Here is a 26,070-nt window from a genome sequence, read left to right as displayed (position 1 = left end):
AATCCGCCTACATTTAGGCCCATCGGTTGCAGTACCCGATTCAGACCCTGAACCCGAACCTGAACCCGAACCCTGATCCCCTGACTCAACCGGCCTGCCATGACCGTGCGGCCGTATCAAATGGAGAACCACCATGTCCCAAGCCGCCCAACTCAACGCCCAGGCCAACTCCCAGGCCAACTCCCGTGCCGACACACCCGCCGCAGCCGGCGTGGCAGTGCTGGGCCGTGTTCTGATTAGCGCCATCTTCTTGCTCTCCGGCGCGTCCAAGCTGGCCGCGCCGGCCGCCATGATCGGCTACATTCAGTCGGTCGGCCTGCCGCTGCCGCAGGTGGCGCTGGCCATTGCCATCGTCGTGGAAGTGGTGGGCGGCATCGCCCTGGTGTTGGGATACCGCACCCGCCTGGTGGCTGCCATCCTGGCTGTCTTTAGCGTGGCGACCGCGCTGGCCTTCCATGCCAACCTGGCGGACCAGAACCAGTTCATCCACTTCTTCAAGAACATTGCGATGGCCGGCGGCCTGCTGCAGATCGTGGTCTACGGTGCAGGCCGCTTCAGCCTGGATGCTCGCCGCGGGAACGCTTAACGCGCGGGGCGGGTTTCAAGCGCAGCCATGCGCATGGGAAACGCCAGCACGAAGAGCAGCGCGGCCAGCACCAGGGCCGCGCTGAGGATGTACAGGCTATCCGTGAAGCCGCCGGTGGCCGCCTTGATGGTGCCCACCATGACCGGCGCCACCAGGCCCGCGCTACTGCCGATCGTGCTGATCATGGCGATGCCGGCAGCCGCGCCCCGGTCCGCGAGGATGCTGCCCGGCACGGACCAGAGAATCGTGAAGGCGCTGGAGATGCCCGCCGACGACAGCGCCAGGCACAGCACCGCCGCCAGCGGGTTGTGCATGAACAGCGTGGTGAGCGACAAGCCCAGCGCGCCAACCAGCGCCGCCACGGCAAAATGCCAGCGCCGCTCCCCCGTGCGGTCTGAATGGCGCCCCACGACGATGGACGCCACAATCCCGGTGACCGCCGGCACCACCGCGTAAAACCCCACCTGCAGCACGCTCAACCCCATCATCTTCAACAGCGTGGGCTGCCAGAACGACAAAGCATAGATGCCCAGGATGGCGAGAAACGAGATCAGGCCGAGCATCCACACGCGCCGGTCGCGCATCGCGGCGCCAAAGCCGTGGGTCGCGCGGATGCCGTTGGCGGCCTGGTCCTCCTCCAGCAGCCGGGCGACGCGTTGCCGCTCAGGGGCGCTGAGCCACCGTGCCTGCGCAGGGCCGTCCGACAGGATGAAGAAGGCCAGGATGCCCAGCAGCGCGCTCGGTATCCCCTCCAGCAGGAACAGCCACTGCCATCCCTGCAAGGACCACGCGCCATTGAGGAACGTCATCACCAGGCCCGCCAGCGGCCCGGCCACGATTGGCGCGGCGCCATAAGCCATGAAAAACAGCGCCGTCACCTGTGCCCGGCGGCGCGACGGGTACCAGAGCGTGAAGTAGAACAGCACCCCCGGCGCGAACCCGGCCTCCAGCACCCCGATCAGGAACCGCAACGCATAGAACTGTGTGGGCGTGCTCACGAAGATCATGGCCGCGCACGCCAGTCCCCACAGCCCCATGATGCGCAGCAGCGTGGCCCGCACGCCGATCTTTGCCAGCATCAGGTTGCTGGGCACCTCGAACAGCGCATAGCCGAGAAAGAAGATGCTCGCGCCCAGGCCAAAGACGGCATCGCCAAAGCCGAGGTCCTCGCGCATCTGCAGCTGCGCATAGCCAACGTTGGTCCGGTCCAGGTAATTGAAGACATAGCACACGCATAGCAGCGGCAGCAGCCGCCATGTGATCTTGCGGAACAGTTCGGCGTCGCTGGCCGGATCGGCGGCGGCCGTGCCGGCGGGCTTGGTGAGGGTGGCGGTGTTCATTGCGCGGGCCCCCGGTCTGCCCGCGTGCTGGTCGGGTGGCCGAACTCGGTCTCGCCCCACAAGTGGCTGGATGGCGCGCCTGGGAACAGCCAGTACGGCGTGCACTCGGACGACGGCACGACGTTGCAAAACGGATGCGCTTCGGAGGCGCCCGCGATGGTTTTCTCCAGCACCATGGACAGGTACTGGTCGTTGCTGCCCTCCTGCGTATTGCCATTCAGGATCACCTCGGCGCCGGTGGCGCGCGCAAAGCGCCGGATGCCGTTGTGGCGCGAGTGCTCCGGCGACCAGCTGTCCGCGCTGACACCGTTCTCGCTACTCACGCGGATGCCGTCGGGCGTGCGATAGACCAGCGAGTGATTGCCTTCGGTGTGCCCCGGCGTGTGCACCAGCGCCAGGCCGTGGCCCAGGTGCACGCTGCCGTCGAAAGCGACGATGCGCTCCCGCGGCACGTCCGCGAGGCCATTGGGGCAGTACCAGTCGGCCTGCACCGGCAGCAGGCCGTGCACGCTGGCCAGTTCCTGCCGGTGCACCAGAAGCCTCGCGTTGGGCAGCAATCCGCGGCTCGCGCCGCTGCCGAGCCAGCGGCGCACGTCCTGCGTGTGCAGGTGATCGTAGGTGATGTAGTCGATCTGCTCGGGCGCCACGCCGCAGCGTGCCAGCGCTTGCAGCACCGTGCCGTAGACGGGGGCGATGGTGTTGTGCAGGAACCGCGGCGTCTGCGTGCTCATGCGCTTGAAGTAGGGCGTCTCGGCGCCGGCCTCGAAGTCCGCGGGGGTGAACAGCAGCGTGCGCAGGCACCCCGCGAAGTCCTCGTACTGGATCAGCACCATGCGCGACAGCAGGTGGATCAGGTGCGGCTTGAGCATCTGCTGCGAGTACACGCCGTTAAAGGCGTACCAGGCCGGGTAGGGAACCCGCAGCAGGTTGAAGCTGCGCGCGAACCGGACCGGCGGCGCGTCCAGGAACTGCTCGCGGAAGCGCGCTGCGCCGCGGCGCAGCGCGCGCAGGCGGTCCTGTGGCGCGCTGGCGCTGCGGGCGCCGTCAAAGTCGGAGATCGGCAGCAGGCCTGTCGGGTCGGGTTCGCGTTTCATGCGTTGTCTCCTGTGGTTCTTGTCTTTCTTTTTATGCGGCTTCGGCCTGGCGCGCTTGTGGCTGGCCCAGCAGGCCGCCGATCAGCTGGGGCAGCATGTCCGGCGGCGTGCCGGCCAGCAACTGGCGCAGCATCGTCAGCGTGTCGAAATACACGCGCTCGCAAACCAGGCGCTCGCCCTCGAAGATGAATAGCGCGATCATGCGGCAGCGAAACGCATTGCCCGTCGGCGGCAAGCCGCGCAACGGGCCACGGTGCGTGCCCAGCAGCCAGAACTCCACGATCACGGCATCGTCCGTGTGGCGCAGCTGGATGATCTCGTGGCGCTGGTCGGGGAAGGCCAGGCGGCTGTCGATGTAGTACTGGCGCACGGTGTCGATGCCGTCATGCACTTCGCCACTGGGAATCAGCTCGTAGTGCGGGTGCGGGAAGGTGGCGAGCACGGCGTCGAAATCCTGCCGGGTTTCATCGGCGAAGTGGTCAAGCACCAGGCGCTCGCGGCGCGCCTTGAGATCGGGGGAGAGGGTTGTGGTCATGCTGAAAGCTCCGTGGCGGGCAATCTGCGGAACACCGCGGCCGATGCCGCAGTCCGTTGCCTGGAGCGATTATCTGCAGCGTGCCGGCGCAAGACTGTCGCCGCTTGGCAGTTGCCGATCCGGATAAACCCCGGGTTTGGCGCGCGTGTGCCAGGCGCCCATTTCTTCTGTTTGATGGGCGGTGGAGCCGGGGGCGTTACGTAACGCGTAACGGAACAGGCGGGCGAAGGGCGCGCTTCAAACGCGCGATCCCGGCTTCATCCATTTCCTGCAAAGCCAATCCGCAAGCGGGTTCCTGGGCTGTGAGCACGGTCGCGTGCGGCACGGGAAAAGGCGCTTTTCACCTCGGGCATAACTATTGCGTCCAGGCCACTACTTGACGATTCAACGCAATAACCAGAGAGGTCTGACCGTGCGCAATCAGCAATATTTCCTTGGTATCACATTGGGCACGTTGGTGCTGCTTGGCGGCTGTGCCAACGGATCCGACGGCGCCATGGGCAAGACAGGCGCCACAGGCCCGACGGGCAATACGGGAGCGGCTGGCAATGCCGGTGTCACGGGGGCGGCCGGTAGCGCAGGTGCCAAGGGCGATGCCGGGGCTACCGGCGCCACGGGGACCAACGGATCGGTGGGCGCAGCGGGAGCTACAGGCGCCACCGGCGCCACTGGCACGAACGGAGCGGGCGGCGCTACGGGAGCCACAGGGGCAACTGGCACGACGGGTGCCAACGGCCCCTCGGGCGCCACTGGCGCTACCGGGCCTGCGGGGTCCACGGGCGCCACCGGCGGCACGGGGCTCACCGGCGCGACTGGCCCCTCGGCACTGAATCAGCTCGGCACGGCAATCAGCGGCGTGGGCAGTGCCGTCGGCGCGGTGGGCACCGGCCCGCTGGCTGCCGTCACCACGCCTGTGGGATCCATCGTCAGCCAGGTTGGCCAGATCGTGGGTGGCGCGGGACCACAGGCCATCACCAATCCGGTGACACAGATCACTGGCACGCTAGGCCAGGCGATCGTGCCGTTGACCTCCACGCTGACCGGCGCCACGCAGACCCTGGGCGCAGCGACCGGGCTGGGTTCCGTCGTCGACAATTTGCTGCGCACGGTTGGCGGTACGGTGGGCACCGTTGGCACTACGGTCACGCAGACCAACGCGCCGGTGGTATCCGGCCTGGGGGGCATCGTGACGTCCACCGGCAATACGGTCTCCGCGCTGGGCGGACTGGTCAACGCCCCCACGGGTGGCACTGGCACTGGCACTGGCACTGGCAATAACCCGCTGGCTCCGGTCACGAACCTGCTTGGCGGGCTGACGGGTGGCCTGGCACCGGGCAATACGCCGGCGTCGGGCCTGCTCGCGCCAGTGACCAGCCTGCTCAACAACACCCTCGGCACAGTGACGCATGCCACGGGCAGTGGCGGCGGCGCGCTGCCTGGTGCCTTGCCTGGCTCGCTGACCAGTGCATTGGCTCCGGTCACCAACGTGCTGACAGGCGCCACTGGTGCAACTAGCGCGGCGGGCGGTGGCAACGCGGGCACGGGTGGCCTGCTCGGCGGACTGCTTGGCGGGTTGGGCGGCACCAAGCCCTGATACTTGCCGACAAAGCCGGATCTGCCTTGCCGTGCTTCCCGCTCCCGCGTGGGGGAGCGGGTGAGCGCTCGTTACGCCTGCGTGCTGGAAAACACCAAAGGCTTCGCTTCAAGTGGCTCCTAGCTAAGCCACCCCTCTCCCCGGCCCTCTCCCCCTGAGGGGCGAGGGAGAGACAGCCGTCGTCATGGCGCGCGGCGTTTGCCCGTTCGGCGGCTTCGGCTAAAGCTTCAGGTTTGTCAGCCCCCCGAAGCCGATACCATGGCGCCGGCTTCTTGCCACGCCGTTGTGCTGACGCGCGTGGTCAGCTCGACAAAGCTGGCCACGCTGGCGGTTCGCAAGGGATAGTAGGCCACCTGATGGCGCGCGCAGACGCGCTTGAGCATGCTCATGGAGTCATGGTCGATGCAGTCGACGGGAAACACCACCATGTCCGCGCGGGCCACGGTTGCCGCCAGCAGGCCCTTCCTGTCCTCGATGCCGCCGTCGTGCAGCACGAGCTGGCCGCCGGTGGATTCCACCAGCGATTTCAGGGTGTGGTTGGAGCCAGGGCGTCCGCCGACATAGACAATGCGTTTTCCCTGTAGCTGGCGCAGCCCGGCGTGGCGCTCCTCCCCTTGTGCCGCGGCGGGGAGCACGGCGCGTTCCATGGCTTCGGATTCGGCGCGGCTGATCTTCAGCTGGGCCAGTGCGTCGTCAAGCTGCGCGCGCACCGCTTGCATCTGCTCGTGTTCGCGCATGGCGCGTTGCTCCGCGGCTTCGCGGCGGCTTGCCTGCAGTGCGAGTTCCGCGTCGCGTGCCGCCAAGCTCTCTCGCAGCATCTGCAATGCCGTATCCGTATCCGTGTCGCGCGGCCCCGCTTGCCGGTCCGCGCGCACGTTCAGCTGGCTGAGCTGATCGCTCATCTGGCGGATCGCCATTTCATGCCGTGTGCTCAACGTCTGCAGGCGCTCCTGCTGGCGCTCGAGCTTGTCCCGCAGCGTGGCGTTTTCTTCTTCCAGCGCGATCAGCCGGCGGATGTCGGCGCGATTCGCCGCACCCACCAGGTGCGACAGCATGTGCACCTCGCCAAACGCCGCCTGGCGAACCGCGGTGCTGGCTTCAGGGTGCGTCATCACCGCCCAGTAAGCCGGCGGGATGTCGCCGCTGCTGACGGCGTCGTCCCAGAGCTTGCGCACGGCATCCGCATCCTTGGCTGCGCCGAAACGCTTCAATGTGCTCGCGTAGCGCTCATCGAGCGCTTTCTGGAACGCCTTGCAACCCTCGCCGCCTGCGCTGGAAAGCTTGACCGCTTCGTGGTGGATTTCGAGGTCGGTGGCGCGTTGCCGGTCCAGCGTGGTGAAGCGCGGTACCAGCTTGCGCAGCTCGCTGGTGGTCATGCAGGTGCCGATCACCGAGCAGTGCAGGTGCGAGTCCAGTTCGGCAAGGCGCGTGCGCCGCCGGACTGCGCGGCCCTGCGGTTCGGCTGGCGAGCGGCAACCGGAGGCCGGTGGCTGCTCGTGGCCAAGCGCGGCCCCAATGCCATTGGCGCGAGCAAGGCGAAACGGTGGCGTGTGCATGCGGACCTCGCGTGGGAGAAGACGGACAGGGTGGCGCGTTGCCATGCCTCGAGGAGGGGCAACGTCGGGATTCCCGTTTGGTCAGCGAAATATATCATTGAATATAACGGGTGTGCGGCGGCGCAGGCGCGTAAGGCACCAAGGCACCAAGGCCGCGCTGCCGGCAACCACCGGGTATGCCCTAGAATTGCAGCGCCAGACAGGCAGATCAAAAGGAGCGGCAATGATGGTGGATGCGAAAGATACGGCTGTACTGCTTTTTTCCTACGGGACGCTGCAAGACAAGGCGGTGCAGATCGCCAACTTCGGCCGCGAACTGGCTGGTCGCCATGACGCCATCCCCGGCTACTCGCAATCGATGGTCGCCATCGATGACCCTGCCGTGGTTGCTACCAGCGGAAAGACGCATCATCCGATTGTCCAGCCCAGCCCGGATCCCAACGATGAGGTGGCCGGCATGGTCTTCGAGATCACCGCGCAGGAATTGGCATCCGCCGATGCCTATGAAGTCTCGGACTACAAGCGCGTCGCGGTGACGCTGAAATCGGGCGTTCAGGCGTGGGTCTACGTCCGGGCCTGAGCCAGAGTGGTTATCAGGAAGGACGGCATGGCGAAGGGATGTGAACGCGCTATGATCTGCCGATCAGCCACCCGGGCGCCACAGGCCGGGACCCATGCGGCCGGGCGATGGCCGCGGACATGACGAGGCGAGGACAAGATGAAAACCAGCGCAAGAAACCAATTGAGCGGCAAGGTCAGCGCAGTCCACAAAGGCGCGGTGAACGACGAAATCGAGCTGGAGATTGCCGGCGGCGTGCGGATCGTGGCGACCATCACCGCCGAGAGCACGAAGCGTCTCGGACTGGCTGTCGGCAAGGAAGCCGTTGCGCTGATCAAGGCATCGTCCGTGATCGTGGGTGTGCCCGACCCGGACATCCTGCTCTCCGCGCGCAACCAGCTTGCCGGCACGGTATCGGGCATCAAGATCGGGGCGGTGAATGCGGAGGTTTCCATCGGCCTGGCGCAGGGCGGCGAGATCGTGGCCATCATCACCAATGACAGCGTGACCAGCCTCGGACTGGTGCAAGGTGGCGCGGCCGTCGCCATCTTCAAGGCCTCCAGCGTCTTGCTGGCTGCGCGCGCATAAGCCTGCCGCGCAATGGTGCCTATTGGGCGGCAGGCGCCGCGAACACTTGTAACGCTTTGCGGATCGTATGGTGCTACCCGCATAGGCGCTAGCGCTATTGCAAAGCGCGCATATTCCGCTGGGGATGCCGCCGGGGTACCATGCCGCCATGGTCAAACTTGCTCGCTCCCGAACCTCGGTCAGCCCGGATACGCCGCAGGCGCTGTTTCGCATGCGCGTGATGCTGGGCGATACCATCGCCATTGGCCCCGGCAAGATCGCGCTGTTGGAAGCGATCCGCGAATGCGGCTCCATTTCCGCCGCGGCGAAACACCTCGACATGTCCTACAAGCGGGCCTGGGATCTGCTCAACGAAATCAACCGCTCGATGGCCAGGCCGGCAGTGGATTCCGAGCATGGCGGCGCGCAGGGCGGCGGCACCGTGCTCACGCCGGTGGGCGAGGAAGCGATCCGGCTCTACCGCGCCGCGGAGCTACGCGCGGCCAAGGCCTGCGAGGCCGAGATCAACGGCCTGATCAAGCTGCTGGCCAAGCCTTGAGCTTGCGGCCTACGCCTGCCACTGCCGAACCTCGATGCCACTGACCGCCAGCGCCTGGCGCGGGCCAAGCTTGAGGTCGCGCAATGACACCAGGTGCAGGCCGCCAAGGTCGGGATCGAACGCCACGCCGTCCTTTTCCACCACCAGGATCACGCCGCTGCCCACGGCCGTGTTGTACAGCTCGTGCCAGGTGAACAGGCATCGGTAGCCGTCTTTCGCGACCACGGCGACCACGCTCTGCTTGCGCCGCCCGATGGGCAGCGCCTGCATGCCGGCGAGGTCAAGCAACTGCGTCACGCGCACGCCGCGCCAGTGCCGCACTTCGCGGACATGGCGCCCCGAATAGCATTGGATGGTTGCCGGCCCGCCCACCACATCAGCGCATCCCGCCAGGGCTGCCGCGTCCAGGCTGAGCGTTTGCGCCAGCCCAGAAATCGTCAGTGCATCGGACTGGTATTGCCGCACCTTGCTCTCGTCGCCAGTTCTGGCGGGCAGCGCTTCATTCACGGAACTCTCTCCTTAGGTGGGCAGGGCGCCTGTTTTGACCCGCGTTATATACATCGCTATATTTCGCTAACCGAGGCATGGTACGAGGTTCGAATAGGCGTATCAAGTGCCGGCGGCGTTTGCGCTATGCTTGGCGCCGCGCACGCCGCACATCTCCCATGGACTGCTGTTTCTCCGAGCCCAACGCATGCAAGAACCGAACTCCACCGCTCTGCCCACCCCACGTTTTGAAGCCGGCCGCACATTCTGGATAGCGGGCCTCGGCGGGCGCTTCACGCTGGAAACGAACGGCGGCATCCCCGCGCTTTGGGAAGCGTTCGGCCCCTCCATTGGCGAAGTCCCTGGCCAGGTGGGCGGTTTGACCTACGGCCTGTGCTGCAATCCCAGGGACGATGGCAGCTTCGAGTATGTGGCTGGCGTGGAAGTGAGCAGCCCGGACGGACTGCCGTCATCGTTTCGCTGCATCAAGGTCGAGCCGCAGCGCTACGCCGTATTCGTGCATGCAGGCGATGTCTCGACGCTGCATGAGACGTTTCACCGCATCTGGCATCAATGGCTGCCCGCGTCCGGGTTCCAGGCCGGGCATGCGCCTGAGTTTGAGCGCTACAGCGTGGACTTCGATCCGGTGGCGGGAACGGGCACCGTGGAAATCTGGCTGCCGGTCAGGGGTGGGGCGGATGCGGCGGCCTGAGGCGGTACCCGTCACGCGCGCGAACACCACCATGCATATAAAGACCGTCAACGCATTGATCCTCGCATTGTTTTCCGCGAGCAGTTTTTCCACCACGCCGTGCCCGCCCGATGCGCCGTGCGGCCCGTTGCCGCCGGAATTCAAGGTGGCGATGTACGCCTCCATCGTTGCCTTCCCAATGGCTTGCGCGAAGCTGGATCCCGCGAACGCGCCGCGCTACGAGGCAGCCTTGTCGGCGGAGCTTGGCAAGCTGGGTGCCGACGATCAGGCGGCCATGGATGAGGCAAGACGCGATCCTGCCTTGCCCGCAATGCTGATCTCCGCGTCAAAGGCGCTTGAGGCGGAGCAATCGCCCGCGCGGCTTCTGCGCAAATGCAGCCGTGCGCTCCAGCGCACCGAGGCGGCGGAGCCGGCAAGCCCGAAGTGAGCGCAGGCAGGATTGCGCGCCGTGCTTTGTTACCTCGCCCGCCTTGAGTCCCCCGCCGCGATGAACAATACTGGCCCGTAGGCCGCTGCGGCGCGAGCGGGCCGGTTTTGTTTCCGCATGCGCGGAAGTGATTTCAAGGAGTAAGCCATGTTGCGCGACAGTCATGCATTCAGCGGATTCTCCGTCGACGACATCGCCAAGGCCACGAATTTCTATGGCGGTACGCTGGGGCTGGAAGTGTCCGCGAGCGGGGGCTTGCTGACCCTGTATATCGCCGGCGGCAACAACGTGCTGCTTTATCCCAAGCCGAACCACGTGCCTGCGACGTTCACGGTGCTGAATTTCCCGGTGAAGAGCGTGGACAAGGCCGTGGAGGCACTCGGCAAGCTCGGCGTGCGCTTCGAGACCTACGACCTGCCCGGGCTGAAGACCGACGAGCGGGGCATCTGCCGCAGCGAGGGCGGCCCCGTCATCGCCTGGTTCAAGGACCCGGCCGGCAATATTCTCTCTGTGCTTGAGGCGACATAGGCTGTTTTGGCCGGGCACCGGGCACCGGGCGGCTCGCGGGCCGCCTAATGTGCCTATCCGCATTATTTCAATGATTGTTGAAATATTGAAATGATGGCGTTATGATCCGGGGCATGAACCCGAACCTGGTCGTACGCGCCCTTGGCGCCCTTGCCCACGAATCCCGTCTTGCCATCTTCCGCGCGCTGGTGGTGGCAGGCCCCAGGGGCATCGCCGCCGGCGACATCGCCCAACAGGTCGGCATTTCGCCCTCCAGCCTCTCGTTTCACCTGAAGGACCTGTCCCACGCGGAACTGGTGGCTTCCCGCCAGGACGGCCGCTTCGTGATCTATTCGGCCAACTTCGCCGCCATGAGCGGCCTCGTTGCCTTCCTGACCGAGAACTGCTGTGGCGGGGCGCCATGCGAGGTGCCCGCCGCGCCGGCGTGCTGCGACGCCAAGCCGGAGGCCTCCGATGCGGCACGCTGAATCCGCGCGGCTCGCTGTGGCGGATGCGCCCGCCCAGGCCATTGGTTTTTTCGAGCGCTACCTGACGCTGTGGGTGGCGTTGTGCATCGTCGCGGGGATCGTGCTGGGGCAGGCCATGCCCGGCTTTTTCGCCGCCGTGGCCAGCATGGAGGTGGCGCAGGTCAACCTGCCGGTTGGCGCGCTGATCTGGGTGATGATTATCCCGATGCTGATCCGGATCGATTTCGGGGCGATGGGCCAGGTGGCCGGCGTTTGGCGTGGCATTGGCGTGACGCTGTTCGTGAACTGGCTGGTGAAGCCGTTCTCGATGGCGCTGCTGGGCTGGCTGTTCGTGCGGCACGTCTTTGCCGGATGGCTGCCCGCCGGACAGCTCGACAGCTACGTCGCCGGGTTGATCCTGCTGGCGGCCGCGCCGTGCACGGCGATGGTGTTCGTGTGGTCGCAGCTCTGCAAGGGCGATCCGTATTTCACGCTGTCGCAGGTCGCGTTGAACGATGCCATCATGGTGGTCGCCTTCGCGCCGGTGGTGGCGCTGCTGCTGGGCCTGTCGTCCATCGCGGTGCCGTGGGACACCCTGGTCACCTCCGTCGCGCTCTACATCATCGTTCCCGTGGCCGTGGCGCAGGTCATCCGCCGGGCGCTTCTCGCACGAGGAGACGCGGCGTATCAGCGGGCGGTGGCGGCGCTCGGCCCTTACGCCATCTGCGCGCTGCTGGCCACGCTGGTGCTGCTGTTCGGCTTCCAGGGGCAGGCCATCGTCAACCAACCCCTGGTGATCGCGATGCTGGCCGTGCCGATCCTGATCCAGGTGTTCCTCAACTCGGGGCTGGCCTATCTGCTCAATCGCAAGCTTGGCGTCGCGCATTGCGTGGCCGGCCCGTCCAGCCTGATCGGCGCGAGCAATTTCTTCGAGCTGGCCGTTGCCACGGCCATCAGCCTGTTTGGCTTCCAGTCGGGCGCGGCGCTCGCTACCGTGGTGGGCGTGCTGATCGAGGTACCTGTCATGTTGCTGGTGGTGCGCATCGTCAACCGCTCGCAGCCCTGGTACGAAGCCGGCATCCAGAAGCATCCATCAAGGTAGTCAAGCATGCACGTCCAGATCTATCACAACCCCGACTGCGGCACGTCGCGCAATACGCTCGCGATGATTCGCAACGCCGGGATCGAGCCCGAAGTCATCGCGTACCTCGCGCAACCGCCGGAGCGCGCGGTGCTCAAGGCGATGATTGCCAGTGCCGGGCTGACGGTACGCGAAGCGCTTCGTGAGAAGGGGACACCCTACGCCGAACTCGGCCTGGGCGATCCGGCGCTCACTGACGACCAGTTGCTCGACGCCATGCAGGCGCACCCGATCCTGATCAACCGGCCGTTTGTGGTGACGCCGCTCGGCGTGCGGCTGTGCCGGCCATCCGAACTGGTGCTGGACATCCTGCCATCGCCGCAGCGCGGTGCCTTTGCCAAGGAAGACGGCGAGCGCGTGATCGATGCCGACGGCCGGAGGGTCGGCCGATGACGGATGCGTTGCGTAACGTCGCGCTGCCGCTGCTGGACATACCCACCGAGCAAAAGCTGGAGCCGCGCAGCGTCTCAACGCATGCGCCGCGCATTCTCCTGCTCTACGGCTCGCTACGCCCGAACTCCTATAGCCGCCTGCTTACGCTCGAAGCCGAGCGGATCCTTCGGCACCTCGGCGCGCAAACCAAGGTCTTCGATCCGCATGGCCTTCCCATCACGGACAGTGTGCCGGCGGATCATCCGAAGGTGGCCGAGCTGCGCGCGCTGTCCGCATGGTCGGAGGGCCAGGTCTGGTGCAGCCCCGAGCGGCACGGCACGCTGACCGCGGTGTTCAAGAACCAGATCGACTGGTTGCCGCTGGAGATTGGCGGCATTCGTCCCACGCAGGGCCGCACGCTGGCCGTCATGCAGGTTTGCGGCGGCTCGCAGTCCTTCAATGCCGTCAATGCGTTGCGTGTGCTCGGGCGCTGGATGCGCATGGTGACGATCCCGAACCAGTCATCCGTGCCGAAGGCCTACCAGGAATTCGACACGGATGGCCGCATGGCACCTTCCGCGTTTTATGACCGGGTGGTCGACGTGATGGAGGAACTGGTCAAATTCACCTTGCTGGTCCGGGACCGCTCCGCTTACCTGACGGACCGGTACAGCGAGCGCAAGGAGAGCGCGCCGCCGGTTGCAGCGGCGCTTGCCCAGGCCGCGATGGATCATGAGCGCGCTGCGCAGGCGCTGGAAGGCGACGACAGCGAAGAAGGCGAAGTCGAGTAGCGTCGCCGATGTGGCTGCGGCGCGGGAAGCATGGCCTGAGGTGCGATCCGCTAGGCGGCGGCCAGCCCAAGCGAGCGCAGCTTTGCCCCCTGGTCGAAGTACGGCCGCTCGCAAACGATCTTGTCGCTGTCGGGCGCGAACTCGAACGACGCGGCCATGCGCACGCGAAACGCGCGGCCCGTGGGCGGGTAGACGGTGCCGTTCGCCTTCAAGGGCCCAAGGTGGGTGCCGGTGAGCCAGAACTCCACCAGCACCGTGTCGCCGGCCGCGGCGATGCTGATGATCTCGTTGGCCTGGTCGGGGAAGGGCGTGCGCGAAGACGCGAAGTAGCCGCGCACCGCTTGCTCGCCGTCGAAGACCGCGCCGCCTCCGTGCATCTCGTAGCGCGGATGGGCAAAGGTGGCGATGACGGCGTCCCATTCCTGGGTGCACTCCAGGGCCATATGGTCGCGTACGGTCTGGATGCGGGCGAGAGACAGACTATCCATGTTCAGGGCTCCGTGATTTGGGTTCTGTGGTTTTGGGGTTTGCAGGTTTGTCGAGTGATTGATGCATTGAAGCGTGCATTGACGCGTGCATAAGGCGCTTAGTCCTGCGTCACGCCGGCGTTTTTTGCCACTTCCTTCCACGCCGGGATATCGCGTGCATTCAGCTTGCCGAGTTCCTCGCCGCTCATCGGCGTGGCCGCGATGCCCATCTCCAGCAGGCGGGCCTTGATCTCCGGCGTGGCCAGCACCTGGTTCAAGGCGTCCGACAGCTTCTGTACGATCGGCCTGGGCGTGCCGGCGGGCACATACAGGCCCCAGCGGAATACGCGGTCAAAATCGATGCCTTCGTCGACATAGCTCTTCACCCCGGGCAGGCTCGGCGAGCGCGAGGTGCAGGTGCCGATCGCCTTGACCTTGCCGGACTTGACGAAGGGCGTGCCCGAAGTCATGTCCACATAGCCCAGCTTGATATGCCCGGCAACGATGTCGTTGAGCACCTGCGGCACGGTCTTGTAGGGGATATGCGTCATCGAGGCGCCGGCCAGTTGCTTGAGCACCTCGCCGCAGAATTGCCCCGTGGAGCCGGAGCCCCAACTGGCGTACTGCACTTCGTTGGGATGGCTCCTGGTGTACGCCACCAGCTCCTTGATGTCGTTCGCGGGAAAATCATTGCTGGCCACCAGCAGGATGGCGGCCGTGCCGACCTGACCGATGGCGGTGAAGTCCTTCACCGGGTCATACGGCAGCTTGGTGTAGACCGCGGCGTTCAGCATATGCGTGGTGGCGCCGCCGAGCGTGAAGGTGTAGCCGTCGGGCGCCGCGCGCGCGACCGCTTGCGTGCCGATGATGCCGGAGGCGCCACCCTTGTTCTCCACCACGATGGGCTGCTTCAGGATGGCCGACATGCGCTGCGCGAGCACGCGGCCAAGGATGTCGCCGCCGGAGCCGGCCGAGATCGGCAGCAACAGGCGGATGGGGTGGGAGGGATAGTCGGCGGGGGATTCACTGGCCTGCGCTGCGATTGCGGGCGCGGCAAGCGCGACGACGAGCGTGGCGGCGGCTAGGTGGCGGGGCATGGGGCGTCTCCTGATTCATTGTTATGTGCCGCGGCGCGGCCTTTGATTCGCTGTCTGTTTCCGTCAAAGCCCCAGTCCGCCATCTACCACCATCTCCAGCCCCGTCACATAACGCGACTCATCGGAGGCAAGGAACAACGCCGCGTAGGCGATATCCCACGGCGTGCCTTGCCGGCCCATGGGGCAGCGGCTGTTGCGAAACTCGCGCGCGGCCTGCACGGCGGCTTCGTCGCCATCGGTCAGGTGGGCCGCATGCGGCGTATCGATCAGGCCGGGCAGGATCACGTTGCAGCGCACCTGGTCCGCGGCGTAGCGGCGCGCGAGGATCCGCGTCATGTGGTTGAGCGCGGCCTTCGATGCGTTGTAGGAGAGAAAGGGCATCGGGCCCCATTTGCGGCTGGCGATCGACGAGATGTTGATGATCGAGCCGCCGCCCTGCGCGATCATGTGCGGCATTGCCTTCTGGCAGGCGAGCATGGCGCCTTTGAGGTTGATGTCGAACACCCGGTCCCAGGATGGCTCCGTGATGTCCTCGAGTTCGCCGATTTCCTCGATGCCCACATTGTTGTGCAGCACGTCGATGCGCCCAAAGCGCTCGCGGCAAGCCTCCACCATGGCCGCCAGCCGCGCGCCGTCGCGTACGTCGGCCTCGAAGGCGCTGGCGCTTCCGCCCGCATCCTCGATCTGGCTCGCGGTCCTGCGGGCCAGCGCCAGGTCGCGGTCCACGCACAGCACCCGCGCGCCTTCGCGGGCGTAGACGATGGCGGCCGCTGCGCCGTTGCTGGTCTCGGCGCCGATCGATCCCGCGCCTACGACGATGGCTGCCTTGCCGGCAAGCCGGCTCATTCCTTTGCGATTGCTGTCCGGCATGCGATGGCTGTCTCCGTGGTGATCTTATGGTGATCTTTGGGTGATCGTTCTTATGGTCCCCGCTACGAGGGATGGGAAAAATATAGCATGGAATTGAAACGTTTCATATAAAGGGTAAACGACCGGCTGCAAGGGGCATGAGCTTGGGGAGGGGATGCTGCAAGGGCGGCATTGCGCCGCCCGGCAGGTGCTTGCGCGATGGGTCTGGCGATAACGCTGCAGTCTTAGCTGGCGAGGCTCTTCGCTCGGCCTCGCGCCGGTTTTCTGCCTGCCCCCGTGTCGACGGCGGCGCAGGACTCGCGCAGGATCAGCTCGCAGGTCAGCATCAGGTGCCCGGTTGCGCCAGGGCTGCCTTGCGGATCGATGCCGGGCTCCATCTCGGCAAGGAGCAGGCGGGCGGCATGGCGCCCCAGGTCCTGCAGGTTCCAGGTGAGCGTGGTCAGCTCGGGTGTGTGCACCTGGGCCAGTTCGGTATCGCCCACGCACACCACCGACAGGTCGCCTGGAATGTCCCTGCCGGTCTGGCGTGCCGCCTTGAGCGCGCCGGCGAGCAGGGTGGTGCCCAGCCCAAAGATGGCGGTCGGCGGCGCGGCCTGCTGGAACAGCGCCAGGCATTGCGAAAAGGCGACGTCCATCGAGCTGGTGTCGATGCGCACAAGCTCCAGCGCATCGCCGATGCCGCGCGCGGCGGCAGCCGTTTCGAAGGCGTGCCAGCGCGCGCGCGCGGGGCGCAGGTGCGAGCTGGGGAAGAGCAGGGCAATGCGGCGGTGGCCAAGATCGAGCAGATAGTTGGCGGTCTTCAGCGCGCCGCTGAAGTGGTCCACCTTGACGCTGGGCCGATCCGGGGCGATATCGCGGTCCAGGATCACCAGCGGCACATCCACCTGCGCGATCTGCTGCTGCAGCTTTCCGGAGCTCTCGGAGCCGGGCGCGAACAGCACGCCGTCAACGCCGACGCGGGTCACGTCCAGCAGCAGCTCGCATTCGCGTTCGGTGTCGTTATGGGTGTCGACCAGCAGCAAGGTGTAGCCGGCTTCGCGCAGCACATGTTCGGCCGCGCGCACGATCACGCCGTAGAAGCGGTTGGTGATGTCCGGCACCAGGCAGGCCACCAGGCGCGAGCGCCGCGAGCGCAGGCTGCGGGCCGCGGCGTTGGTGACATAGCCGATCTTGCGCGCCACCTCGAACACGTGGGTGACGGTCTCGGCGGACGGGCCACCTCGCCCCGCCATCACGTTGGAGGCGGTGCCAACCGAGACGCCCGCTTGCTCGGCCAGGTCCTTCAGGGTCGGCTTGCGCTGCGCTGCGGCTTTTTTCTGCATGGCACTCCACGGATATCGTCGTTTCCTGTGGCATGCAGTGTAGCACGCCATGAAACGTTTCAATCACGTGGAGCGCATGGGTGCGCAAGCCCTCAGGCGGCCTTCTTCAGCGACGCCAATGCCGCGCGGCCAGCCGCCAGTTGCTGCGCCACTTCCGCCACGCGCGCACCCAGATGCTCGGCCGTGCGCAGGTCTGCCAGCGGCGGCACCACATCAGCGCTTTCGTCCGCATTCGACTGCGCTGCCGCACCCAGGAAGAAGCCGTGGCGATTGAGCGAATCCTCGGTCGACTTCGAGTTGTTGTGGCCCGGGGGCAGGCCAAGGTTGACCCAGTGCATGCCGTGTTGCGCGGAGAAGATTGCGATCTGCTGCAGCGTGGCAAGCTTGTCGCCCGAACGCGAGGCCGAGTTGGTGAAGCCTGCCGCCACCTTGTTGGCCCATTTGCCGCCCTTGGCGAACACGTTGCGCGAGGTGGCGTCCATAAAGCCTTTGAACTGCGCCGACGCGCTGCCCATGTAGGTGGGCGCGCCGAAGATGATGCCGTCCACGTTTTCGAGCGTGTCCCAGTGCTGGTCGATGTCGTCGACGCTGATCAACAGGCTCTCCACGCCATCGACGCTGGCGGCGCCGCGTGCAACGGCCTGTGCCTGCCTGGCGGTGTGGCCGTAGCCGCTGTGGTAGACGATAGCGATTTGGGTAGCGTTGGGGTTCATGATGCGGTGCCTCGAAAAATTGGAAATATTTGAATTTGGCTCGCATCGCGTGGATCACTGGATCTGCTTGATTGCTGGGCCGGTGAAGCAAGTCTAGGCGCCGGCCAATCGCGTTGGTGACTGAAATCTCAATTATTCATTGAAATATTTTGAATTATCGGGCGAGGCGGGAGATTCGGTTCGCCTGGCATTTCGTGCCCACCGTGCCAGGCGCCGATGCCGGTGGCGAAACAGCCATTTCACGACGGCTGCCATCGCGCAGCCACCGCCTGGCAGCCAGGCCGCGGGTCCGCGCAAGGCAAAGGTGAGCCGGTCGCGCACCTCGCAGCCGCCGGGGGTGTCTCGAACCGTTCGTTCGTGCACCCAACTGCGCATGCTCAGCATCCGCGACGTTTCCTTGAAGCGGTAGCCCGGCCCTACCTCCGCCAGCATGATGTCGTCCGCGTCCACGGGAAACACGCCGAACGCCAGTAGCCAGCTGCGGCCAAGCCGCTCGCCAAGCGGCAGCTCGCTGATCGCCTTGCCGCGCATGGCGGGCGGCGCCGTCATGCGCAGCCAGGGAAACAGCTCGTCGTTGATGCCTTCAGACGTGGTCGCGCGCTGCCATGCCTGGCAGGCACTGATCGGCAGGGTGGATGCAAGCTCGAACATCAGGGACATGGCGGATTTCGATTAGCGGGTGAGCGTGTTCGCCATGATAGCGAGCCGAGCCATGCGCTCCGCTGCCTCCCCGGCTTTGCCTGTCAGGTTGTCGCCGCGCTGGCCTCGCATGGCACATGCCGAATCACATTGAAACCCTCGTCCGCCGAGGGCGCCACGAAGTAACGCGTGATGGCATCGAACTGCGCATCAGTCGTCTCGAACGGATGCGTGCCGCTGGCGTTGCGCGCGCGCAGGCGGGCCTTGCACACGGCGTCAGGCACGTCGAGGTAGTGGAGTTGATGCGCCACGCCCGCCTGCTCGAAGATGGCCCTGGCCCAGGTTCGGGTGGCCGGCGTGTTGGCAGGGAAATCAAGCACGACCGACATGCCCGCCAGCAGCAGCGCGTCGATGTGGCTGGCCATGGCGTCACGCAATCTTCCGGCACAGCGGGCATAGTCGGCGACCTCCCGGATCTCGCCGGGATACAGGCGTGACAGCCAGTCGTCCTCGCTGATCCGCACGGTGGCTGGCCGGGCAGCGAGCTGCCTGGCCAGTGTCGATTTGCCGGAGCCGATCTTGCCGCAGACCATATAGAGGACGGCGGGTGCTGCTACTTGTGCTGCTGCTGCTGCGGGGCGGGCTGGCTGCATCTTCAGGCTCCTTGGTGTTTGCAGGCCCCAAGGAGGCGGGCACAAAAAACCCGCCTCGTTGGGCGGGTCGCTTTGTGTGCTCAGTCCACGTGCGCTAACCCACCATCCCAGGGACGGTGCGAATAATCGACGGGTTTTGCGCGCGGGTCATGGCGCAGATGTTAGCGGATTGCCGGCTTGCCCGCAATCGCGTTCGCGCGGCGCCGCCGCCCTTGTCCTATCGGTCCGGCCATTGCAGAATACGGCCACACCAGAACAGATATACCTTCTACCGCCGCCGCGCGTTTGCGCGCAGCCTGTCCGCCTCGCCACGCGGACAGGCAACCCCTCCCGGCTTCCTGCTCATGACAACGTCACCGCAACCGATGCGCCGCTTCGCCCTGATCGCTACTCCTGTCTTCCTGGCGCTCGCCGCCGCCAATGCCAGCGCGCTCGATGCCCCGCAGCTGCTCGCCAAGCTCACGCCAAGCATCTATGCCGTGCGGGCAATGGGCGCCAACAATGCGCCGCTGGCGTCGGGCTCCGCCGTGGTGATCGGCCCGGGACAACTGGTCACGGCTTGCCACGTGCTGGCCGGTGCGCGCGCGATTGCCGTGCGGCGCGACAACGTGAGCTACGACGCCACGCTGGACGCGCCGGACGTGGATCGCGACCTGTGCCTGCTGCGGGTGGCGAACTTCAATGCGCCGGCCGTCAGCGTGTCGGCGGCGGCGGCACCGTCGTTCGGGCAGAAGGTGCTTGCGGCAGCCAGCCCGGAGGCCACGGGCGTGGTCGTGCTGGACGGCAGCGTGTCCGGGTTGCGCGCGGGCTTGGACGGCAAGCTGGACCGCATCGAGCTCACGCTTGATTTCCCGGCGGCGGCCAGCGGTGGCGGCCTGTTCGATGAGACGGGCCGGCTCGTGGGCATCCTGTCGGCACGGCGCGCGCCCGGCGAAAAGCTCAAGGCGTTGCCCGCCAGCTGGATCGCTCAGATCAAGGCGCGCGGCGCGGCGGCGATGGCCAGCTATCGCTCGTCCGCGCCTGCGCCAGTGGCTGCAGCGCCGGTGGTGGACGAGGCCGGCGCTGCCCCGGCTGGCGGCGAGTCGCCCCGTGTTGGCGAGGTCTGGCGCTACGAGCTGGTCGACAAGCTGACGCGCAAGCGGCGCGATGTGGTCTACCGTGTCGACCGCGTCGAAGGTGAGCGCATCACGTTCAACCAGGGCGCCCGTGTCGAGACGCTGGACGGCCGCGTCGAGCGGATCAGCACGCCCAGCGGCGGCGAGTTCGATGGCGCATCGCCGCCGCGCGGCTGGGTGCCGGAAGACGTCAAGCCGGGCGCCCGGTGGAAAACCAGTTACAAGCAGGCCGGCACCGACTTGCGCACGGAACTCACCGGCGAGGTGACCGGGGAGTCCACCATCACGGTGCCCGCCGGCAGCTTCCGCGTCTTGCGCCTGGCCTACAAGGGCTATGTGGCGCGACCGTTCTACGGCGTCTCGTATGGCGCACCATCCTCCGTGCCTTACACGGCGGTGGCGTGGTATGCCCCGGAGCTCAAGCGCGTGGTGCGATTCGATGCCAGCTTCGCGTCCAAGTACGAGCGCCTGGACGAGAGCCTGGTGCTGAAGGAGCACCGCTTCGACTGAAGTGGGCCCGATCCGGCCTTGATTCCCAGGCGCGGGACGATATGCCGGGGTGCGGCAAGCGATTTTGGTAGGATGCAGGCCTTTCTTCGTGCCGGAACGTGACTCCGCCCCATGCTGCTTGCTTCATGAATCTGGCCCAGATCAAAACCCTGGCCGCCGAGCGGCTTGCCCGCCTGCGGCGCCCCACGCGCCGCGGCGTGGCCAAGGCCGTGGCCGCCGTGCCGGTGCTGTTCCTGCTCTATGTGCTGGTGCTGATTCCGTTCACCCCGGGCATCAGCGATATCCGCAAGGCCAAGTCCGACCAGCCCGCGCAGATCCTCTCTGCCGATGGCAAGCCGCTGGCCGTGTTCAAGTGGGCCAACCGCGAATGGGTCCGCCTGGCCGATATCTCGCCCAATGTGACGACCGCGCTGATCGCCACCGAGGATCACCGCTTTTACCAGCACTTCGGCCTGGACTGGCGCCGCATGGGCTCGGCCGCGCTGCATACCTTCTCCGGCGACCGGCAAGGTGGCTCCACCATCACGCAGCAGCTGGCCCGCAATCTCTATCCCGACGAGATTGGCCGCGCGCCTACGCTCACGCGCAAGCTCAAGGAAGCTATCACGGCGCTGAAGATCGAGGCGCTCTACACCAAGGACGAGATTCTCGAGACCTATCTCAACACCGTGCCGTTCCTGTACAACGCTTACGGCATCGAGATGGCGGCGCGTACCTACTTCGATAAATCCGCGGGCCGGCTGGACGTGCTGGAAAGCGCCACGCTGATCGGCATGCTCAAGGGCAACAGCTACTACAACCCGGTCATCAACCCCGAGCGCGCCGTGCAGCGGCGCAATACCGTGCTGGCGCAGATGGTCAAGTACCAGAAGCTGGAGCCGGCGAAGTACGAGTTGCTGAAGAAGCGCCCGCTGCGCATCGACTTCGAGCGGCAGACCGAGCCGCCCGGTCCGGCGCCGCATTTCGCCCAGCAGTTGCGCAAATGGCTGATCGCCTGGGCGGACCGCAACGACTACAACATCTACACCGACGGGCTGGTGGTGCGCACCACCATCGATTCACGCCTGCAGGCGCTGGCCAACCAGGCGGTGGCGCGCCAGGGCAACCAGCTGCAAGGGATTGCCGACGCGGCGTGGGCGCCGCGCTCCGGCTGGGCGGCCAACAAGGACCTGGTACAGGCCTTTGTGCGCGAGACGCCGGCGTACCGCGCGGCCAGGGAAGCGGGGCAGACGCCCGAGGCGGCCATGAAGCAGCTGCTGGCGGACACCGCTTTCATGCAGGCGCTGCGCCAGTCCAAGACCCGCATCCAGGCCGGCTTCCTCGCGCTGGACCCGCGCACCGGCGAGATCAAGGCATGGGTAGGCAGTCGCGACTTCACCCTGGATGCCTTCGACCACGTCCAGCAGGCGCAGCGCCAGCCGGGTTCCACGTTCAAGCCGTTCGTGTATGGCGCTGCGTTCGAGCAAGGTGCCAAGCCCGACGACACCTTCGTCGACCAGGCTGTGGAAATCCCGCTCGCCGGCGGCGAGGTCTGGCGGCCCTCCGACGATGGCCCCCCGAGCGGGCGCGCCATGAGCCTGCGCGATGGCCTGGTGTATTCCAAGAACACCATCACCGCGCAACTGATGCAGAGCGTTGGCCCGGCCAAGGTGGCCAAGCTGGCGCGCGCCATGGGCGTGCGGCAAAGCCGGCTCGATCCCGTGCCCTCGCTGGCGCTGGGCACCAGCCCGGTCACCTTGAAGGAAATGGTCAGCGCCTACGGCACCATCGCCAATCAGGGCGCCTACCTGGAGCCGGTGATGGTATCGCGCATCGAAGACCGCAAGGGCGAGGTGCTGGAGACGTTCCGTCCCGCGTCACCCGAGCAGGCACTGCCGGTTGCCACCGTGCAGACGCTGCTCGGCGTGATGCGCGGCGTGATCGACCGCGGCACCGGCGCGAGCATTCGCACGCGCTTCGGCATTCGCGCGGACGTCGCCGGCAAGACCGGCACCACGCAGGACAACGCCGATGGCTGGTTCATCCTGATGCATCCGCAACTGGTTGCCGGCGCCTGGGTCGGGTTCAACGACAGCCGGGTGACGCTGCGCAGCGACTACTGGGGCCAGGGCGCGCACAGCGCGCTGCCGATGGTGGGTGACTTTTTCCAGCGTTCGCTCCGGTCCCGCATGATCGATGCGAACGTCCGCTTCGTGGAGCAGAAGGAGACCGGCCTCTTTGAAGCCTTGGGCTGGACGATACGCGGCTGGTACCAGCGGTGGTTCGGGCCGGCGGCCAAGCCGGAAGCCCCGCCCGCGCCCAAGCGGGCCGCGCGCCCCGCACCGGAGCCGGCGGCGGCTGCCGAGCCAGACACCAGCGTGGCGGCATCGGCGGTGCCGCCCGCGTTGCCGGGCGTGAGCAGCCCGGCCGTTGAGCAAGGCGCCGTCGATGTGGCACCGGCCAGTGCGCCGGCGCAGGTGCCGGCCAGCGCGCCGCCAGCCGCGGCGGCGCCATCCTTCACGCAAGACGATGCCAGGGCACGGGCCAGCGAAGGTAGCCAGCCCTGACCGGGCCGGGCCCGACGCGACGCTGACCGCCGCAACCCCGGGCTCCCCTGCGCCAGGTTCGGCCTGCCGGTATGCGGAAGGTAAAACGCGTCTGCGACGGCGTGGAGGCCACTTCCAGGTCGCCGCCGTGCATGCGCGCTTACCGTTGCGGGTCACATCGCTTAACATAGCGGTTTGACTGGCGTATGCCCCCAAAAGCGGCCCGGCCGGCCTTTCGGCGTTGCGCCCGCGCAATGCAAGGTGCGCAAACCAGCGCTAGTATGCGAGCCGTGCGGCAGCTTTCCTGCCGGTGGACCTTTTTCCAGATGAACAAAAATCCAAAGAATTCTCGTGGCGAGCCTCCCGCTCCGCGTACCTGGGACGCCCGTCTGGCGCGCGCGCTTGTCCGCCCGCTCAAGGACTCCTGGATCACTCCGAACCACTTGACCACCCTGCGGCTCGTGATCGGCCTTGCCGGGGTAGCGTGCCTGATGCAGGGCGGTTTCGCGTGGACCAACGCCGGTGCGCTCCTGATCGTGGTGTCCAACTTCGTTGACCACACTGACGGAGAGTTGGCGAGAATTAGCGGTAAATCGAGCAAGATAGGCCATTTTTATGACCTGGCGAGCGATGCGCTGATTACCGTCCTGCTCTTCGTGGGCATGGGCGCAGCCATTTCCGGGCAGGCCGCGGCAGATACGATGTCGCCGGTGCTGCAAGGCACGCTGGCAGGCGTGGCGGTGGCGCTGATCTTCTTCCTGCGCATGCGGATCGAGTCGCGTGTGGGGAAAAGCGGGACGAAGCAAGCCTCTGCCGGCGGTTTCGAGACAGAAGACGTGCTTTACCTGCTTCCGCTCGTTACGCTGACCAGCGGCATCGCGCCCTTCCTGATGGCGGCGTCGATCGGCGCTCCCCTGTTCGCGGCCTGGGTCATCATCGATTACTGGCGTGTGATGCGGCGGCCCCTGCCGGCCACGGCTTCGACGGAGATCTGAGAAACCCGATGAGCGAGCAAGCCAACGACATCACGCTGGACGACCCGTCCCCCGCTTCAGTTCCCTCCCGCCAAAGGCCGGCCGCGGAACCCGCCCCCGGCGCCATGCTGCCCAACCCCGATGCCTGCGTGGCCGAGCGCACCGCCCGGCTCGACAGCAAGCAGCTGCGCGCCGATTTCGTGCGCCAGGGCGCTTTCCTGCACCTGGAGGATTTCCTGGCGCCGGAAGTCACCGCGCAACTGGTGGCCAGCGCCCGCGCGCTGGTGCCGCAGATCAACCGCAATTACCTGCCCGGCCACAAGCAGGGCGGCAGTGTCAGCCGGCACACCATCGACGAGCTCGCGCCGTTTATCGCCGAGCTGTACCGGTCGAAGGCGCTGATCGGCTGGCTGGAGCAGATGTGCGGCGAGAAGCTGCTGCTCTCCCCCGACTCCGATCCCCATGCCTACGCGCTGTATTACTACACGCGCCAGGGTGACCACATTGGCTGGCACTACGACACCTCTTATTACGACGGCCGCCGCTACACGCTGCTGCTGGGCGTGATCGAGGAATCGTCATGCCGCCTGGACTACGAACTGCACACGCGCGACGCGCAAGTGCCCGATGAGCCCGGCTCGGTGCAGACCACGCCCGGCGGGCTGGTGTTCTTCGATGGCGACAAGCTGCGCCACCGCATCACGCCGGCCGGCGCCAACGAAATGCGCGTGTCGCTGACGTTCGAATACGTGACCGATCCGGGCATGCGTCCGTGGCTGCGCTTCATCTCCAATATGAAGGATGCGGTCGCCTATTTCGGCTTCCGGCAAGTGTTCAAGAGACTGGTGCCGGGCCAGAAGCCCCGCCCATGACCCGTGCTGCCATGCTTTTCCTGTCGATCGGCGCGGCGCTCTTTGTCGCGCTGCTCGCCTGGCAGGGATTCGGCTCAGTCGCGTCGACGTTCATGTCGGCCGGCTGGGGCCTGGTGCTGGTCGCCGCGTTCCACCTGCTGCCGCTGGTGCTGGACGCCGGCGCCATCTACGTGTTGTTCGACCGCCGGGCCGGCCACGGCACCATGCGCGACGCGCTGCTGGCGCGCTGGGCCGGCGAGTCCGTCAACAGCCTGCTGCCGGCGGGGCAGATCGGCGGCCCGGTCCTGATGGTGCGCTACCTGGCGCAGCGCGGCACGCGCATGCGCGACGCCGCCGCGGCCATCACGGTGAGCACCACCATGCAGGCGCTGGCACAGATGGTGTTCGCCTTTATCGGCCTGGCGCTGTTTGGCCTGTATGGCGGCCACGACGCGCTTGCGGACCTGCGCACGCCGACCCTGGTCGCTACCGCCGTGCTTGCGCTGTGCATAGCGGGCTTCTACGTGGTGCAGAAGCGTGGCCTGTTCGGCCGGGTGCTGCGCCTGCTGTCGAAGGTATTCGGCAAGCGCGACTGGTCGGGGTTGACCATGCGCGCCGATGCCGTGGACGCGGCCGTGCAAGGCATGTACCGCGACCGCCGCAAGGTGGCGTCCACCTTCGCGCTGAGCCTGGTGGGCTGGCTGGTCGGCACGGGCGAGGTCTGGCTGGCCCTGCATTTCCTCGGGCATCCCGTCAGCTGGCTCGACGCCTTGCTGCTGGAGAGCGTGGGGCAGGCTATCCGTGGCGCGGCGTTTGCCATTCCCGGCTCGCTGGGCGCGCAGGAAGGCGGCTACCTGCTGCTGGCGCCCATCGTCGGCCTGCCGCCCGATGCGGCGCTGGCACTGTCCCTTGCAAAGCGCGCCCGCGAGATCGGGCTCGGCGCGCCGGGGCTGCTGTATTTACATTTGAGTGAACGAAAATTCCAACGGCGGCGTGCAGCAGGTGTGCAGCAGGCCGCCGATTGATCGATGGCAATTTGCA

General features: G+C 66.5%; 29 protein-coding genes. 17 read left to right on the top strand and 12 right to left on the bottom strand.

All coding sequences use genetic code 11. The features are described 5' to 3' along the window. The first annotated feature begins 133 nt into the window (after positions 1-133). A complete protein-coding gene (locus AC1RQC_RS11695; protein ID WP_492370507.1) occupies positions 134-586 on the top strand; it encodes a DoxX family protein in 453 nt (150 codons plus the stop codon). Here the strand turns inward: AC1RQC_RS11695 and AC1RQC_RS11690 are convergent. Genes AC1RQC_RS11690 through AC1RQC_RS11680 form a run of 3 tightly spaced genes read right to left on the bottom strand, consistent with a single transcriptional unit; the run spans position 583 to position 3,555 of the window. After that, positions 583-1,926: an MFS transporter gene (locus AC1RQC_RS11690; protein ID WP_492808258.1), complete on the bottom strand. Its 1,344-nt coding sequence runs from the start codon at positions 1,924-1,926 to the stop codon at positions 583-585. The genes AC1RQC_RS11695 and AC1RQC_RS11690 overlap by 4 nt on opposite strands. Continuing rightward, positions 1,923-3,020 (bottom strand): MBL fold metallo-hydrolase, encoded by a 1,098-nt coding sequence (locus tag AC1RQC_RS11685; protein WP_492883403.1) that lies wholly within the window; start codon positions 3,018-3,020, stop codon positions 1,923-1,925. Before AC1RQC_RS11685 ends, AC1RQC_RS11690 begins: the two co-directional genes overlap by 4 nt. Before the next feature lie 31 nt (positions 3,021-3,051). Next, a complete protein-coding gene (locus AC1RQC_RS11680) occupies positions 3,052-3,555 on the bottom strand; it encodes an ester cyclase (protein ID WP_253930605.1) in 504 nt (167 codons plus the stop codon). A gap of 412 nt (positions 3,556-3,967) precedes the next feature. On the opposite strand from AC1RQC_RS11680, the gene AC1RQC_RS11675 reads away from it, so the two are divergent. Continuing rightward, entirely contained in the window at positions 3,968-5,149 is a 1,182-nt protein-coding gene (locus tag AC1RQC_RS11675; protein ID WP_492883401.1) for a collagen-like triple helix repeat-containing protein, read from the top strand. Positions 5,150-5,385: 236 nt separating this feature from the next. Here the strand turns inward: AC1RQC_RS11675 and AC1RQC_RS11670 are convergent, their stop codons facing one another. Further along, positions 5,386-6,705: a DUF2325 domain-containing protein gene (locus AC1RQC_RS11670; protein WP_492883399.1), complete on the bottom strand. Its 1,320-nt coding sequence runs from the start codon at positions 6,703-6,705 to the stop codon at positions 5,386-5,388. A gap of 223 nt (positions 6,706-6,928) precedes the next feature. Here AC1RQC_RS11670 and AC1RQC_RS11665 point away from each other — a divergent pair, with 223 nt between their 5' ends. From AC1RQC_RS11665 to AC1RQC_RS11655, 3 genes are all read left to right on the top strand, one after another. Beyond that, positions 6,929-7,285, top strand: a complete 357-nt coding sequence (locus tag AC1RQC_RS11665) for a gamma-glutamylcyclotransferase family protein (protein WP_459374363.1) — start codon at positions 6,929-6,931, stop codon at positions 7,283-7,285. A 138-nt stretch (positions 7,286-7,423) separates the two neighbouring features. Next, entirely contained in the window at positions 7,424-7,852 is a 429-nt protein-coding gene (locus AC1RQC_RS11660) for a TOBE domain-containing protein (protein WP_373887609.1), read from the top strand. A gap of 211 nt (positions 7,853-8,063) precedes the next feature. Then, on the top strand, positions 8,064-8,390 hold the full coding sequence (locus AC1RQC_RS11655) for a winged helix-turn-helix domain-containing protein (protein ID WP_492808417.1): 327 nt from the start codon (positions 8,064-8,066) through the stop codon (positions 8,388-8,390). Positions 8,391-8,399: 9 nt separating this feature from the next. On the opposite strand, the gene AC1RQC_RS11650 is transcribed toward AC1RQC_RS11655, so the two are convergent. Continuing rightward, complete coding sequence (locus AC1RQC_RS11650) at positions 8,400-8,897, bottom strand: hypothetical protein (protein WP_492883397.1); 498 nt, start codon at positions 8,895-8,897, stop codon at positions 8,400-8,402. Between the two features lie 187 nt (positions 8,898-9,084). Here AC1RQC_RS11650 and AC1RQC_RS11645 point away from each other — a divergent pair, with 187 nt between their 5' ends. The 7 genes from AC1RQC_RS11645 (at position 9,085) to arsH (ending at position 13,293) form a co-directional block, all read left to right on the top strand. Beyond that, positions 9,085-9,588, top strand: a complete 504-nt coding sequence (locus tag AC1RQC_RS11645; RefSeq protein ID WP_492370499.1) for a GyrI-like domain-containing protein — start codon at positions 9,085-9,087, stop codon at positions 9,586-9,588. Between the two features lie 31 nt (positions 9,589-9,619). Then, positions 9,620-10,015 (top strand): hypothetical protein, encoded by a 396-nt coding sequence (locus AC1RQC_RS11640; protein WP_492370498.1) that lies wholly within the window; start codon positions 9,620-9,622, stop codon positions 10,013-10,015. A 147-nt stretch (positions 10,016-10,162) separates the two neighbouring features. Next, entirely contained in the window at positions 10,163-10,543 is a 381-nt protein-coding gene (locus tag AC1RQC_RS11635; protein WP_416051034.1) for a VOC family protein, read from the top strand. A 113-nt stretch (positions 10,544-10,656) separates the two neighbouring features. Then, complete coding sequence (locus AC1RQC_RS11630; protein WP_492370497.1) at positions 10,657-11,010, top strand: ArsR/SmtB family transcription factor; 354 nt, start codon at positions 10,657-10,659, stop codon at positions 11,008-11,010. Further along, complete coding sequence (gene arsB, locus AC1RQC_RS11625; protein WP_492370496.1) at positions 10,997-12,091, top strand: ACR3 family arsenite efflux transporter; 1,095 nt, start codon at positions 10,997-10,999, stop codon at positions 12,089-12,091. The genes AC1RQC_RS11630 and arsB overlap by 14 nt, the downstream gene beginning before the upstream one ends. 6 nt (positions 12,092-12,097) lie before the next feature. Then, a complete protein-coding gene (arsC, locus tag AC1RQC_RS11620; RefSeq protein ID WP_492370495.1) occupies positions 12,098-12,523 on the top strand; it encodes an arsenate reductase (glutaredoxin) in 426 nt (141 codons plus the stop codon). Continuing rightward, positions 12,520-13,293, top strand: coding sequence for an arsenical resistance protein ArsH (gene arsH / locus AC1RQC_RS11615; RefSeq protein WP_492883395.1), 774 nt, complete (start codon positions 12,520-12,522; stop codon positions 13,291-13,293). Before arsC ends, arsH begins: the two co-directional genes overlap by 4 nt. A 50-nt stretch (positions 13,294-13,343) precedes the next feature. Here arsH and AC1RQC_RS11610 read toward each other — a convergent pair whose 3' ends face one another. The 7 genes from AC1RQC_RS11610 to AC1RQC_RS11580 form a co-directional block, all read right to left on the bottom strand. Continuing rightward, entirely contained in the window at positions 13,344-13,781 is a 438-nt protein-coding gene (locus AC1RQC_RS11610) for an ester cyclase (RefSeq protein ID WP_150984336.1), read from the bottom strand. Between the two features lie 98 nt (positions 13,782-13,879). After that, a complete protein-coding gene (locus AC1RQC_RS11605) occupies positions 13,880-14,857 on the bottom strand; it encodes a Bug family tripartite tricarboxylate transporter substrate binding protein (protein ID WP_492826094.1) in 978 nt (325 codons plus the stop codon). A gap of 63 nt (positions 14,858-14,920) precedes the next feature. Further along, entirely contained in the window at positions 14,921-15,727 is an 807-nt protein-coding gene (locus AC1RQC_RS11600; RefSeq protein ID WP_492883393.1) for an SDR family NAD(P)-dependent oxidoreductase, read from the bottom strand. 224 nt (positions 15,728-15,951) lie between these two features. Then, on the bottom strand, positions 15,952-17,049 hold the full coding sequence (locus AC1RQC_RS11595) for a LacI family DNA-binding transcriptional regulator (RefSeq protein WP_492883391.1): 1,098 nt from the start codon (positions 17,047-17,049) through the stop codon (positions 15,952-15,954). Positions 17,050-17,141: 92 nt separating this feature from the next. Further along, a complete protein-coding gene (locus tag AC1RQC_RS11590) occupies positions 17,142-17,762 on the bottom strand; it encodes a flavodoxin family protein (protein ID WP_441636324.1) in 621 nt (206 codons plus the stop codon). 132 nt (positions 17,763-17,894) lie between these two features. Further along, positions 17,895-18,422: an Rv1443c family protein gene (locus AC1RQC_RS11585; RefSeq protein ID WP_492370489.1), complete on the bottom strand. Its 528-nt coding sequence runs from the start codon at positions 18,420-18,422 to the stop codon at positions 17,895-17,897. A gap of 83 nt (positions 18,423-18,505) precedes the next feature. Then, entirely contained in the window at positions 18,506-19,054 is a 549-nt protein-coding gene (locus tag AC1RQC_RS11580; RefSeq protein WP_492883389.1) for a P-loop nucleotide/nucleoside kinase family protein, read from the bottom strand. Between the two features lie 344 nt (positions 19,055-19,398). On the opposite strand from AC1RQC_RS11580, the gene AC1RQC_RS11575 reads away from it, so the two are divergent. The 5 genes from AC1RQC_RS11575 (at position 19,399) to AC1RQC_RS11555 (ending at position 26,054) form a co-directional block, all read left to right on the top strand. Further along, the gene (locus AC1RQC_RS11575; RefSeq protein WP_492808236.1) at positions 19,399-20,679 is read left to right on the top strand and encodes a S1 family peptidase; all 1,281 of its coding nucleotides are present in this window, start codon (positions 19,399-19,401) and stop codon (positions 20,677-20,679) included. A 125-nt stretch (positions 20,680-20,804) separates the two neighbouring features. After that, on the top strand, positions 20,805-23,225 hold the full coding sequence (locus AC1RQC_RS11570; RefSeq protein ID WP_492370486.1) for a penicillin-binding protein 1A: 2,421 nt from the start codon (positions 20,805-20,807) through the stop codon (positions 23,223-23,225). 305 nt (positions 23,226-23,530) lie between these two features. Then, positions 23,531-24,199 (top strand): CDP-alcohol phosphatidyltransferase family protein, encoded by a 669-nt coding sequence (locus AC1RQC_RS11565; protein WP_492808235.1) that lies wholly within the window; start codon positions 23,531-23,533, stop codon positions 24,197-24,199. A gap of 8 nt (positions 24,200-24,207) precedes the next feature. Next, positions 24,208-25,050 carry a HalD/BesD family halogenase gene (locus AC1RQC_RS11560; protein WP_492370484.1) on the top strand — a complete coding sequence of 281 codons (843 nt, stop codon included), beginning with the start codon at positions 24,208-24,210 and terminating at the stop codon, positions 25,048-25,050. Beyond that, complete coding sequence (locus AC1RQC_RS11555; protein WP_492370483.1) at positions 25,047-26,054, top strand: HpnL family protein; 1,008 nt, start codon at positions 25,047-25,049, stop codon at positions 26,052-26,054. The genes AC1RQC_RS11560 and AC1RQC_RS11555 overlap by 4 nt, the downstream gene beginning before the upstream one ends. Positions 26,055-26,070: the final 16 nt, after the last annotated feature.

The organism is Cupriavidus sp. GW822-FHT03E04, assembly GCF_058801495.1.
Note: the sequence above shows the minus strand (reverse complement) of the source record. Positions and strands in the feature narration are given on the sequence as shown.